A 14,790-nucleotide genomic window follows, 5' to 3' on the forward strand; every position below is an offset into this window, starting at 1 on the left:
TTGGACCGGCTGGATTTCGGCGGAAACGGCGAATCGGGGGAGGAACTCTTCCCGCTGTCTCCGGCGCAGCTCGGCATCTGGTATGCCCAGCATCTGGATCCGCAGGTGCCGATCACAATCGCCCAGTACGTCGATCTGCGCGGCGAACTGGACGTCGAGGTGCTCGAGCGGGCCAGTATCGACGCCTCGCACGAGCTGGGTTCGGGTTTCCTGCGCATCGTCGAGCGCGACGGTGAGCCCATGCAGTTCGTCGATCACTCGATCGGCGACTACGACAAGGTCGTCTATGTAGACCTGCGCTCGGCCGAGGACCCCGAGGCCGCCGCGCACGAGTGGATGCGCGCCGAGTACAGCGCCCCGCTGAACCTGGTCACCGACCGCTTGATCAAGATGGCGGCCCTGCGGCTCGCCGACGACCACTGGTTCTGGTACACCCGCGCCCACCACATCGCGCTCGACGGCTTCGGCGCGATGACCAACATGAACCGCATCGCCGAGCTGTACACGGCGTATCTGGCGGGCGCCGAGCCCACCCCCTCCAAGGCCGCCGACCTGCGCACGCTGGTCGAATCCGAGTTCGCCTATCGCGAGAGCACCCGCTTCCAGACCGACAAGCAGTACTGGGCCCAGCGCGTCGAGGGGCTCGAGGAGGGCACCAGCCTCACCGGCCGCAACGCCGCGCCCGCCCCGCTGAACGGCGTGGTGACCGCCGCGCTGTCCGACGAGCTCGGCGCGGTGCTGAACGAGGCCGTGCGACGGCATGATTCGTCGCCCGCGGGTCTGCTGCTGGCCGCGTTCGCCGCGTATCTGGCGCAGTGGACCGGCAGCGAGGATGTCATCCTGAGCCTGCCGGTGACCGCGCGCACCACCGCGGTGATGCGGCGATCCGGCGGCGCGTCGTCGAACATCGTGCCGCTGCGCCTGCACGTCGGCTTCGACGACACCGTCGGCGACCTGCTCAAGGCCGTGCAGGTGGAGGTGTCGGGCGCGCTGCGGCATCAGCGGTACCGGCACGAGGACATCCGCCGCGACAGCGCCGGGGGCGGCGCGGTCACCAAGGAGTTCTTCGGTCCGTGGGTCAACATCATGTTGTTCCACGACGAGCTCGCCCTGGGCGCCGAGGTCGGCAAGCTGCACGTGCTGTCGACGGGCGCCATCGAGGATCTGGGCGTCAACTTCTACCAGTCCGAGGGCGGAGCGCGGTCGCGGATCGACTTCGAGACCAACCCGAACCTGTACTCCGAAACCGAAGCGCGCCAGCATCATTCGCGGTTCCTGGAGTTCTTCGACCGGTTCCTGTCCGCGGGCGCGGACGCCGCGCTGTGGGATCTGCCGATCACCACCGAGGCCGAACTGGATCGGACCCTCGCGGCGTGGAACGACGCCGAGCACGACGTGCCCACGACGACGCTGCCGGAGTTGCTGGACGCCCAGATCGCGCGCACGCCGGACAATGTCGCGCTCGAGTTCGAGGGCGAACATCTGACGTACGGTGAGTTCGGTGCGCGGGTCAACAGACTCGCACGCTACCTGATCGCCGACGGCGTCGGGCCGGAATCGCTTGTGGCGCTGGGTATGCGGCGTTCGCTGGACCTGGTGGTCGGTATGCACGCCGTGCTGAAGGCCGGTGGCGCGTACGTGCCGATCGATCCGGATCACCCGGCCGACCGTACCGCCTACATCCTCGAATCCGCCTCTCCTGTCTGCGTTCTCACCGTCTCCACCGACGGCCTGGAACTCCCGGAGACCGTGCGCCGGGTGGAGATCGACACCCTCGACACGAGCGCGCACTCGCCCGAGCCGGTCACCGACGCCGACCGCCGCGCCCCGCTGCGCGCGGGCAACACCGCCTACGTCATCTACACCTCCGGTTCCACCGGCCGCCCCAAGGGCGTCGCGGTCACCCATCACGCGATCGTCAACCAGCAGCTGTGGATGCTGCACGAATACCGGCTGACCAGCGACGACGTCTACCTCCAGAAGACCGCGACCACCTTCGACGTGTCGCTGTGGGGCTACTTCCTGCCGCTCATGGTCGGCGCGAAACTCGTCGTCGCCACCCCCGACGGGCACCGCGACCCGATCTACGTCGCGGAAACCATTGCCCGCCACAAGGTGACGGTCACCGACTTCGTGCCCTCGATGCTCACGGTGTTCGTCTCGCACGCCACCGCCGCCCAATGCGAAACCCTCCGTGCGGTTTTCGTCATCGGCGAGGCCCTGCCCCCCGAGACCGCCGCCGGATTCCGGCAACTCACCACCGCCGGACTGCACAACCTCTACGGCCCCACCGAGGCCGCCGTCTCGGTGACCTATTGGGAGGCGACCGAGGCCGACACCACCACCGTGCCGATCGGCGTGCCGGAGTGGAATGTCGAAGTCTACGTACTGGATTCGCGGCTGCGACCGGTCGCGATCGGCGCACCGGGTGAGCTGTATCTCGCGGGCCGCCAACTCGCCCGCGGGTACCGGGGCCGACCGGACCTGACCGCGGATCGGTTCGTGGCCAACCCCTTCGGGGGACAAGAGGGCGCCGATGGCGAGATCGTCGGCGAACGCATGTACCGCACCGGCGACCTCGTGCGCTGGCGCGAGTCCGGCGCCCTGGAGTACATCGGCCGCACCGACTTCCAGGTGAAGTTCCGCGGCCAGCGCATCGAACTCGGCGAGATCGAGACCGATCTGCTCGCCCATCCGGCGGTCAGTCAGGCCGCGGTGCTGGTGATGGACACCGCGACCGGTCAGCAGCTGGTCGCGTATGTCGTTCCCGCGCCGGGACTTTCGGTGGATCCGGCGGATCTGACGCGGTTCGTGGCGGAGAAGCTGCCGAGCTACATGGTGCCCGCCGCGATCATGGTGCTCGACGCCTTCCCGCTCAACACCTCCGGCAAGCTGGATCGTAAGGCGTTGCCGGAACCGGTGTTCAGCGCCGACGCGGCCGGGTACCGGGCGCCGCGCACGCAGGCCGAGGAGATCGTGGCCGGTGTGTTCGCCGATGTGCTGAGCCAGGAACGGGTCGGCGTCGACGACAACTTCTTCGACCTGGGCGGTAACTCCCTGGTCGCCACGCAGGTGGTGGCGCGGATCTCCGCGGCGTTCGGCATCCAGCTCGGGGTGCGGGCGCTGTTCGAGACCCCGACCGTCGGCGGGATCGCCGCGCGCGCCGAATCCGCCACGGCCAGTGAGGTTCCCGCCGTGGTGCGGCCGCCGCTGGTGGCGCAGCGGCATCCCGAGCGGGTGCCGTTGTCGCTGGCGCAGCAGCGGATGTGGTTCATCAACCAGTTCGATCCGAGCCAGCCCACCTACAACCTGCCGTTCGTGGTGCGGTTGCGCGGGCGGGTCGATATCGACGCGTTGACCGCGGCGCTGCGCGATGTGATGCAGCGGCAGGAGTCGCTGCGCACGATCTTCCCCGAGTCCGGCGACGGCGGCTACCAGCAGGTGCTGCCCATGGACCGGGTCGATCTGGGTGTCGAGGTGCGGCCCATCTCCGCGGCCGAACTGCCCGGTGAGCTGGCCGCGTTCGCGTCGCAGGGCTTCGACGTGTCGCGGGAGCTGCCGATCCGGGTGCGGATCTACCAGACCGCGGGTTCCAACGGGCACGGGGCCGACTACGCGGTCGCGTTCGTCGTCCACCACATCGCCGCCGACGGCTTCTCGTTCGGGCCGCTGGCCCGCGACGTCACCGCCGCCTATCTCGCGCGCGCGAACGGCGAGGCCCCCGGGTGGGAGCCGTTGCCGGTGCAGTACACCGATTTCAGCCTGTGGCAGCGTCAGGTGCTGGGGTCGGAGGACGATCCGGAGTCGATGGCCGCGGGCGAGATCGCCTACTGGCGTTCGGTATTGGCGGGTCTGCCCGATCAACTGGATCTGCCCGCCGATCGCCCGCGCCCGCCGGTGCAGAGCTTCCACGGCAGCCGGGTCGCGTTCGACATCGACGCCGAGTTGCACGCCCGGCTCGCGGGTTTGGCTCGCGCGCAGGGTGTTTCGCTGTTCATGGTGTTGCATTCGGCGCTGGCGGTGCTGCTGGCCCGGCTGTCGGGCACCAGCGACATCGCCATCGGCACCCCGGTCGCGGGGCGCGGTGAGCAGGCCCTCGACGATCTGATCGGCATGTTCGTCAACACGCTGGTGTTGCGGTCGCAGGTCGACGGCGCGGAGTCGTTCGCCGAATTCCTCACCCGCACACGGGAAACCGATCTGGCGGCGTTCGCGCACGCGGATGTCCCGTTCGAGCGGCTGGTCGAGGTGCTCAACCCGACCCGCTCCCAGGCGCGGCACCCGCTGTTCCAGGTGATGTTGTCGTTCCAGGAGCTCTCGCACGCCACGATGGAAATGGCGGGGCTGTCGGTGTCGGCCGAGGAGCTCGAGGTCGACATCGCCAAATTCGATCTGCAATGGACGCTGACCGAACAGCGCGGCTCGAGCGGCGAGCCGACCGGGGTGTCGGCGGTCGTCTCCTACGCGACCGATCTGTTCGACGCCGAGACCGTCGCCGAGTTCGGCCGCCGCTATCTGCGGGTCCTCGAAGCGGCGGTCACCGACCCGGCGGCGCGGGTGCGCGAGATCGAGATCCTCGACGACACCGAACGCGTCCAGGTCCTCGAGGCGTGGAACCGCACCGCCCGCGACCTGCCCGCGGTGACCACGGTCGCGGACCTGTTCGCCGCGCAGGTCCGGCAGCGTCCGCAGGCGACCGCGCTGATCTTCGACCCGGGCGAACGTTCCGGCGGGGAGTTCGGCCCGCTGGTCGAGTTGTCCTACGCCGAGTTCGCGGCGCGGGTCAACCGGTTGGCCCGCAGACTGGTCGAGGCCGGTGTGGGGCCGGAATCGCTTGTCGCCGTGGGCATCCGGCGATCGCCGGAGATGCTGGTGGCGATCTACGCGACCATGGTCGCGGGCGGCGGCTACGTGCCGATCGATCCGGACTACCCGGCCGAACGCATCCACTACATCCTCGACACGGCCGATCCGGTGGTCGTGCTGAGCACCGCCCGCGACGCCGAGGACCTGGGCACCGACCGCGACGTGCTCACCATCGACACGCTCGACCTGTCCGACTACTCCGACGCACCGGTCACCCCGGCCGAGCGGCGCGGGCCGCTGCGCGGGCACAACGCCGCCTACGTGCTGTTCACCTCCGGCTCCACCGGCCGCCCCAAGGGCGTGGCGATCCCGCACTCCGCGGTGGTCAACCAGATCGCCTGGATCACCGGCGAATACGACATCGACGACACCGATGTGATCCTGCAGAAGACGCCGGTCACCTTCGACGTGTCGGTGTGGGAGCTGTTCGCCACCCTGGCCGTCGGCGCGCGCATGGTCATCGCCGCCCCCGACGGGCACCGCGACCCGATGTACCTGTCGGAGATCATCGGCCGCCACCGGGTCACCATGACCTCGTTCGTGCCGTCGATGCTGTCGGTGTTCGCCACCAGCGCCTCGCCCGCGGAATGCCTGTCGCTGCGCGCGGTCCTCGTCGCCGGTGAGGCCCTGCCTCCCGCGACCGTCACCGCGTTCCGCAAGTTCTCCACCGCCGCGGTCCACAACCTGTACGGCCCAACGGAATTCACCGTCCACGCCACCGCATGGCATCTGGCCGAACCGAATCCGGCCTCGGTGCCGATCGGCCGCCCCGTCGCCAACGCGCAGGCCTACGTGCTCGACGAGGGCCTGCGGCCCGTGCCCGCCGGAGTGCCGGGCGAGCTGTACCTCGCGGGCGCGCAGGTCGCGCGCGGCTACCACGGCCGTCCCGACCTGAGCGCGGAACGATTCATCGCCAACCCCTTCGGGGTACAAGGAGACGCCGCTGGCGGAGCCGCACAAGGGGACGCCGCTGGCGAAATCGCGCAAGGCGGCACCGCGGGCTCCCGCCTGTACCGCACCGGCGACCTCGTGCGCTGGCGCGGGGACGGGGTCATCGAGTACATCGGCCGCACCGACTTCCAGGTGAAGTTCCGCGGCCAGCGCATCGAACTCGGCGAGATCGAAACCGCGCTGCTGGCCCACCCCGCCGTCAGCCAGGCCGTCGTGCTGGTCATCGACACCGTCGCCGGGGATCAGCTGGTCGCCTACCTCGTCACCAGCCCCGGCCCGGTCGACCTCGACCACATCAAGAACACCCTGCACCGCACCCTGCCCGCCTACATGGTGCCCTCGGCGTTCGTGCTGCTGGAAGCGTTGCCGCTCAACGCCTCCGGCAAACTCGACCGCCGCGCCCTGCCCGCCCCCGTGTTCGAGGTCCGCGAATTCCGCGCTCCCACAACCCCGATCGAGGAGATCGTCGCCCAGACCTTCGGCGAGGTACTCGGCGTCGCCCGCGTCGGCGTCGACGACGACTTCTTCGAACTCGGCGGCAACTCGCTGATCGCGACCCAGGTCGCCTCCCGGCTGGGCACCGCGCTCGACACCCGGGTGCCGGTGCGGATGCTGTTCGAGGCCAGCACCGTCGCGGCGTTGGCCGCGCGCATCGAATCGCACGCCGGGGACGGCGCGCGCAAGGCGCTGGTCGCCCGCGAACGGCCCGAGCGGGTGCCGTTGTCGCTGGCCCAGCAGCGCATGTGGTTCCTCAACCGCTTCGACACCGGTTCCGCGGTCAACAACATCCCGGTCGCCATCCGGCTCAGCGGTGAACTGGACGTGGCCGCCTTGCAGGTGGCCGTCATCGACGTCATCGACCGGCACGAATCGCTGCGCACGGTGTTCCCGGAGACCGGCGACGGCCCGGTGCAGGTCGTGCTGGACGCCGCGCAGATCGTCCCGGACCTCACCCCGGTGCCGGTCACCGAGGACAACCTCATCGACCACCTGGTCGAGCTGGCGTCGATGGCCTTCGACGTCACCTCCGAGGTGCCGCTGCACGCCCGGCTGTTCGAGATCAGCGAGACCGAGTACGTGCTCGGCATGGTCGTGCACCACATCTCCGCCGACGGCTGGTCCATGGGTCCGCTGGCCCGCGACGTCATGGTCGCCTACGCCGCGCGCACCTCGTGGGAACAGCCCGCGTGGGCCGAACTGCCCGTGCAGTACGCCGACTACGCGCTGTGGCAGCGCGAGGTGCTCGGCTCGGAGGACGATCCGCACTCGTTGATCTCCAGCCAGATTCGCTACTGGACCGAGCAACTGGCCGATCTGCCCGACGAACTCGTGCTGCCCGCGGACCGGCAACGGCCCGCGGTCGCGAGCTACCGGGGCGGCACCTATCCGTTCGTGATCTCCGCCGAGACCCAGCGGCGGCTGATCGAGCTGGGGCGCAAGCACAACGCGTCGCTGTTCATGGTCATGCACAGCGCGCTCGCGGTGCTGCTGGCCCGCATGTCCGGCACCGGCGACATCGCCATCGGCACCCCGGTCGCCGGTCGCGGCGAGGCCGCGCTCGACGACCTCATCGGCATGTTCGTCAATACGCTCGTGCTGCGCACGGCCGTGGACGGCTCGGCCACCTTCGCCGATCTGCTGGCCCGCTCGCGCGACACCGATCTGCACGCGTTCGCGCACGCGGACGTGCCGTTCGAGCGGCTGGTCGAGGTGCTCAACCCGGCCCGTTCGCAGTCGCGACACCCGCTGTTCCAGGTGATGCTGACCTTCCAGAACACCCGGCAGGCGACCCTGGAACTGCCCGGTCTGCGGGTCAACGGCATCGAGTACGACGCCCGCCTGGCCAAGTTCGATCTCCAGCTGACCTTGCAGGAGGCGCAGGACATCGGCGGCGAGGCCGGGGGCATGTCGGCCGAATTCTCCTATGCCCTGGACCTTTTCGACGAGCCGACCATCGCCGCGTTCGCGCGCCGCCTGGATCGGGTGCTGGCCGTGGTCACCGCCGATCCGGAGGCCGTGATCGGGGACATCGACCTGATGTCCGCCGACGAGCGCGGCCGGGTGCTCACCGCCTGGAACGAGACCGAACACGACGTTCCGGCCGAGACGCTGGTCTCGCTGTTCGAGCGGCAGGCTGCCGCCACCCCCGACGCGATCGCGGTCGTGTTCGAGGACGAGCGGCTCACCTACGGCGAGTTCGCCGGGCGCGTGCACCGGCTCGCGCGGCGGCTCATCGCCGCCGGTGTGGGGCCGGAAACCCTTGTGGCGCTGGCCATCCGGCGTTCGATCGATCTCGTGGTCGCCATGTACGCGGTGCTCGAGGCGGGCGGCGGGTACGTGCCGCTGGATCCCGATCAGCCCGCGGATCGCATCGATTACGTGCTCGATGTCGCCCGCCCGGCGGCCATCCTCACCACCGGCCGCGACGACTTCGTCACCGGCCGCAATGTGACCGTGCTCGAGGTGGATTCGCTGCCGTTGGACGGCTTCGCCGACGGCCCGATCGCCGATGCCGAACGCGTGCGACCGATCCGGTCGCACAACACCGCCTACGTCATCTTCACCTCCGGGTCCACCGGCCGCCCCAAGGGCGTCGCCGTCGCGCACGGCGCGATCGTGAACCGGCTGCTGTGGATGCAGGCCGAGTACGGGCTCGGCCCCGACGACGCGGTCCTCCAGAAGACGCCCGCCACCTTCGACGTGTCGGTGTGGGAGTTCTTCTGGCCCTTGCAGGTCGGGGCCCGCCTGGTGGTCGCCAAGCCCGACGGCCACCGGGACCCGGTGTACCTGGCGCGGATCATCGCCGAGCAGGGCATCACCACGGCCCACTTCGTGCCCTCGATGCTCTCGGTGTTCGTGAGCGCCCTCACCGCCTCCGGCGTCGAGGGACAAGAGAATGCGCGCCTCGAGGGACAAGGGAATGCGCGCGTTGAGGGACAAGCGGTCGCGCGCGTCGAGGGACAGGAAGGTGTGCGCGTCGAGGGCGAGGCCGCTCCCGACACTATGCCCCTGCGGCAGGTGTTCGCGTCCGGGGAGGCGTTGCCCGCGCCGACGGCGCGCAAGCTCATCGAGTTGACCGGGGCACGGCTGCACAATCTGTACGGGCCGACCGAGGCCGCGGTGGACGTCACCTATCACGAGGTGGGCGAGGCCGATGTCGCGGGCGTGCCGATCGGGCGGCCGGTCTGGAACACCCGGGTCTACGTGCTGGATTCGCGGCTGCATCCGGTCGCCCCGGGTATCGCGGGTGAGCTGTATCTGGCGGGCGATCAGCTGGCGCGGGGTTACCTCGGCCGCCCGGATCTGTCCGCGGACCGGTTCGTCGCCGACCCCTTCGGGGAGCTGCGGGGTGAGCCCGGCGCGCGGATGTACCGCACCGGCGACCTGGTCACCTGGACCGCCGACGGGGAACTGAACTACCTGGGCCGCACCGACTTCCAGGTGAAGCTGCGCGGCCTGCGCATCGAACTCGGCGAGATCGAGGCCGCCCTGCTGGCCCAGCCGGGCGTGGCGCAGTCGGTGGTCGTGGTGCGCACCGACGCGCACGCGGGCGATCAGCTGGTCGGCTACCTGGTGCGCCGCCCGGACGCCGCCGTCGACACCGACGCGGTGAAAGCCGCTCTGGCGCAGACGCTTCCGGCGTACATGATCCCGGCCGCGCTGGTCGTGCTGGACGCCTTCCCGCTCAACGCCTCCGGCAAGCTGGACCGCCGCGCGCTGCCCGCCCCGGTGTTCGAGGCCCGGCAGTTCCGCGCGCCGTCCACCCCGATCGAGGAGATCGTGGCGGAGATCTTCGCCGATCTGCTCGGCGCCGAGCGCGTCGGCGTGGACGACGACTTCTTCGAACTGGGCGGCAACTCGCTGGTCGCCACCCAGCTGGTGGCCCGGCTGAGCGCCGCGCTGAGCACCGAGGTCGGCGTGCGTACGGTCTTCGAGGCCCCGACCGTGGAGGCGCTGGCCGCGCGGGTGGAGTCCCGCGCGGGATCGGCCGCGCGCCAACCACTCACGGCGCGCCCGCGCCCGGAGTACCCGCCACTGTCGCTGGCCCAGCAGCGGATGTGGTTCCTCAATCGGTTCGACACCGACTCCGCCGCCAACAACATCCCCGCCGCCGTGCGGCTGACCGGCGCGCTGGACGCCGACGCCCTGCGCGGCGCCGTCGCGGACGTGGTCGCCCGGCACGAGTCGCTGCGCACGATCTACCCCTCGCACGAGGGCATCGCCTACCAGAAGGTGCTGCCGTCCACCCGGGCCCTGCCCGAGGTCGCGATCGTCGACGTCACCGAGACCGAATTGGCAAGCGCCGTGGCCGATTTCGCGGGCCGCGGCTTCGACGTGACCCACGAGACCCCCGCGCGGCTGCGGCTGTACCGGCTGGGCGCCGACGACCACGTCCTCGTCGTGGTCGTGCACCACATCGCGGGCGACGGTTTCTCGATGCGGCCGCTGGTGCGGGATCTGATCACCGCCTACGTGGCCCGCGCCGCCGGAACCGAACCGGGCTGGACGCCGCTGCCGGTGCAGTACGCCGACTACGCGCTGTGGCAGCGCGAGGTGCTCGGCTCCGAGGACGACCGCGGCTCGCTGCTGGCCCAGCAGCTCGGCTACTGGCACGACGCCCTCGCCGGACTGCCCGAGGAACTGCGGCTGTCGACCCGCCCGCGCCCGGCCGTCGCCTCCAATCGCGCCGCGACACACCGTTTCCGGGTGCCCGGCGAGACCATCGAGGCGCTCAACCGGGTCGCGCACGCGCAGGGCACCACGCTGTTCATGGTCGTGCACGGCGCGTTCTCGGCCCTGCTGGCGCGGCTGTCCGGCGGCGACGACATCGCGATCGGCATCCCGGTCGCCGGGCGCGGCGAGCGCGCGCTCGACGATCTGGTCGGCATGTTCGTCAACACGCTGGTGCTGCGCGTCCAGGTGGACGGCGGCGCGCGGTTCACCGATCTGCTGTCCCAGGTGCGCCAGCGCGACCTGGCCGCGTTCGCGCACGCGGACGTGCCGTTCGAGCGGCTGGTGGAGCTGCTCAACCCGGTGCGGTCGCAGGCGCGGCACCCGCTGTTCCAGGTCATGCTGTCGTTCCAGAACCTCGGCCGCACCGAACTGGAACTGCCCGGCCTGACCGTCGCCGAACTCCCCATCGATCAGCAGACCGCGAAATTCGATCTGCAACTGTCGCTGATGGAGAGCGACGCGTCGGCGATGGACGCCGAACTGGTGTTCGCCACCGACCTTTTCGACACGCGCTTCGCCACCGCCTTCGGCCGCCGCTTCCTGCGCGTGCTGGCCGCGATCGGCGCCGACCCGGCCACGCCGGTCGGGGAGCTGCCGCTGCTCGACGACGCCGAACGCGCCCGCGTGCTCGAGCGCTGGAACGAGACCGACTACCCGATCGACGCCGCCCTGCCGACCGTGTCCGAGGACACCGCCGCGACCCTGCCGTCGCTGTTCGAGGCACAGGTGGCCCGCACCCCCGACGCGGGCGCGGTCACCTTCGAGGGGACGAGTCTGTCCTACGCCGAATTCGCTTCCCGCGTACGGCGTTTGGCGCGCTGGCTGGTCGACGCCGGGATCGGACCGGATTCCCTGGTGGCCCTGGGGATGCGGCGCTCGATCGATCTGGTGGTCGGCATGTACGCGGTCAGCGCCGCGGGCGGCGCCTACGTGCCGCTGGATCCCGATCACCCGGCCGACCGCCTCGAGTACATCCTCGACACCGCGCGCCCGGTGTGCGTGCTCACCTCCGGCGACGACCTGGAAACCGGTGCGGCGCACCAGGTTCGGATCGACGAGCTGGATCTGTCCGGCTTCGCTGACACCCCGCTCACCGACGCCGACCGCCGCGCCCCGCTGCGCGCGGACAACACCGCCTACGTGATCTTCACCTCCGGCTCCACCGGCCGCCCCAAGGGCGTGGCCGTGACGCACGGGGCGATCGTCAACCAGCTGGTGTGGATGCACGCCCAGTACGGCCTGGCGGCCTACGACGTGGTGCTCCAGAAGACCCCGGTCACCTTCGACGCGTCGGTGTGGGAGTTCTTCTGGCCCTTGCAGGTCGGCGCGCGGCTGGTGGTCGCCAAGCCCGACGGGCACCGTGACCCGGCCTACCTGGCCCGGCTCATCGCCGCCGAGCACGTCACCGTGGCGCAGTTCGTGCCGTCGCTGTTGCAGCAGTTCGTCGCCGCGCCGCGAGCGGCCGCGGTGGACACGCTGCGCCTGGTGTTCGCGGGCGGCGAGGGCCTGCCCGGGGGGCTGGCCCAGCAGGTGCGCACGAAACTCGGTGCGCGCGTGCACAATCTGTACGGTCCGACCGAGACCGCGGTGCAGGTCGCCGCGCACGAGGTCACCGACGCCGACACCGCGACCGTGCCGATCGGCGCGCCGGTGTTCAACACCCGGGCCTACGTGCTCGACGCGCGACTGCGGCCGGTTCCGGTGGGCGTCGCGGGTGAGCTGTACCTGGCGGGCGCGCAGCTGGCGCGCGGCTATGTGGCGCGGCCGGGGCTGAGCGCGGAACGCTTCGTGGCCAACCCGTTCGGCGACGACACCGCGGCCGCGGGTGCGGGATCGCGCATGTACCGCACCGGCGACCTGGTCATGTGGACCGAGGCCGGGGAGTTGCAGTACCTGGGCCGCACCGACTTCCAGGTGAAGCTGCGCGGCCTGCGCATCGAACTCGGCGAGATCGAGTCGGCGCTGACCGCCCTGCCCGAGGTCGGCCAGGCCGTGGCGGTGGTGCGCGCCGACGAGCGCGTCGGCGATCAGCTGGTGGCCTACCTGGTTCCGGCGGCCGGGGCGTCGGTCGCCGTGGACGCCGTGAAGGCCGCGCTGTCGGAGAGCCTGCCGAGCTACATGGTGCCCGCCGCGTTCGTGGTGCTGGACGCGTTGCCGCTCAACGCCTCCGGCAAGCTGGACCGCCGCGCGCTGCCCGCGCCGACCTTCGCCGCGCGCGCCTTCCGCGCCCCCGCCACCTCGGTCGAACAGGCGGTGGCCGACACCATCGCCGAGGTGCTCGGCGTCGAGCGCGTCGGCCTCGACGACGACTTCTTCGAACTGGGCGGCAACTCGCTGGTCGCCATGCAGGTGACCGCGCGGCTCGGCGAGGCGCTCGACACCGAGGTGCCGGTGCGGCTGCTGTTCGAGAACACCACCGTCGAGTCGCTCGCCGCCCGCCTGGAAAGCCAAGCGGGACAGGGCGTCCGGGTGCCGCTCACGCCGCGCCCGCGGCCCGAGCTGGTGCCGCTGTCGCCCGCGCAGCAGCGGATGTGGTTCCTCAACCGGTTCGACAACCGCACCGCGGTCAACAACATCCCGGTCGCGGTCCGGCTGACCGGTGAGCTCGATCTCGCGGCCTTCACCGCGGCCGTGCACGACGTGATCGCGCGGCACGAGACGCTGCGGACGGTATACCCCGAGGTCGAGGGCGTCGGCTATCAGCGCGTGCTGTCCGCCGCCGACGTCACCGTCGAGCTGACCCCCGAACCGGTCACCGCCGCCCAGCTGCCCGCGCGCATCGCCGCGCTGGCCGGGGTGTTCTTCGACGTCACCCGCGAACTGCCGTTCCGGGCGAACCTGCTCACCCTGGGCGAACGCGATCACGTGCTCGTGCTCGTGCTGCACCACATCAGCGGCGACGGCTTCTCCATGCGCCCGCTGCTGCGCGACGTGGTCGCCGCCTACACCGAGCGCACCCGCGGTGAGGCCCCCGGCTGGGCGCCGCTGCCCGTGCAGTACGCCGACTTCGCCCTGTGGCAGCGCGAGGTGCTCGGCGACGAGGGCGATCCGGAGTCCACCGCGGCCCGCCAGATCGCCTACTGGACCGAGCGATTGCGCGATCTGCCCGATCAGCTCGAGCTGCCCGCCGACCGGCCGCGCCCGGAGATCGCCTCCAATGCCGGTGGCACGCACGCGTTCTCGATCGACGCCGAATTGCATTCCGCGCTCACCGAATTGGCGCGGGCGCGCGGCGTGACGCTGTTCATGCTCATGCACGCCGCGCTGGCGACCTGGGCGGCCCGCCTGTCCGGCGGCAGCGATATCGCCATCGGCACGCCGATCGCGGGCCGCGGCGAGCGCGCGCTCGACGAGCTGGTCGGCATGTTCGTCAATACTCTTGTGCTGCGCACCGAGGTGGCGAGCTCGGCCTCGTTCGCCGAGCTGCTCGACCAGGTGCGCCGCACCGACGTGGCGGCCTTCGCGCACGCGGACGTGCCGTTCGAGCGGCTGGTGGACGTCATCAGCCCGGTGCGTTCGCAGGCGCATCATCCGCTGTTCCAGGTGGCGCTCACCTTCGCCGCCGCCGATCAGCGCGACCTCGGCCGCGTCTCGCTGCCCGGCCTGGATCTCGACGTCGTCGAATTCGACGACAGCACAGCGAAATTCGATATCCAGCTGACCGTCGCCGAGACCCCCGACGGCGGACTGTCGCTGTCGTGGAACTACGCCACCGATCTGTTCGATCCGGAGACCGTCGCGGCGTTCGCCGACCGGCTGGTGCGGATCCTGCGCGGGGTCGCCGACGACCCGGCCGTCGTGGTGGGCGATATCGACCTGCTCGGCGAGGGCGAGCGGCTCGACGTGTCGCAGCGGTGGGTGTCCTCGGGCATCGATGGCGGGCACGGGCTGTTCGGTGATCCGGCCGTCACGCTGTCGGACCTGTTCGACGCCGCCGCGGCCGCGCACGCGGACCGGGTGGCGGTCCGGTTCGGCGACGACAGGCTCACCTACGCCGAACTGGATCAGCGCTCGAATCAGTTGGCGCGCAAGCTGATCGCCGAGGGCGCCGGACCGGAGACGCTGGTCGCGGTCGTGCTGCCGCGCTCGCTGGATCTGGTGGTGGCGCTGCTGGCGGTGATCAAGTCCGGCGCGGGCTACGTGCCGATCGATCCGACCTATCCGGCCGACCGCATCGCCTACGTCCTCGCCGACTCGAAGCCCACCACGGTGATCGTCGACGGCGGCACCGAGGTGGAA

General features: G+C 70.8%; 1 protein-coding gene (cut by a window edge). It reads left to right on the plus strand.

Translation table 11 applies throughout. The features are described from left to right. Window positions 1-14,790 carry the 5' end (the start) of a non-ribosomal peptide synthase/polyketide synthase gene (locus tag ACFYTQ_RS12325; protein ID WP_387359769.1) on the plus strand. It continues 28,995 nt past the right edge of the window, so 14,790 of the gene's 43,785 nt are visible here — the first part of the coding sequence; the start codon lies at window positions 1-3; its stop codon lies beyond the right edge, outside the window.

The organism is Nocardia sp. NPDC004068 (assembly GCF_042874315.1).
GTDB lineage: Bacteria > Actinomycetota > Actinomycetes > Mycobacteriales > Mycobacteriaceae > Nocardia.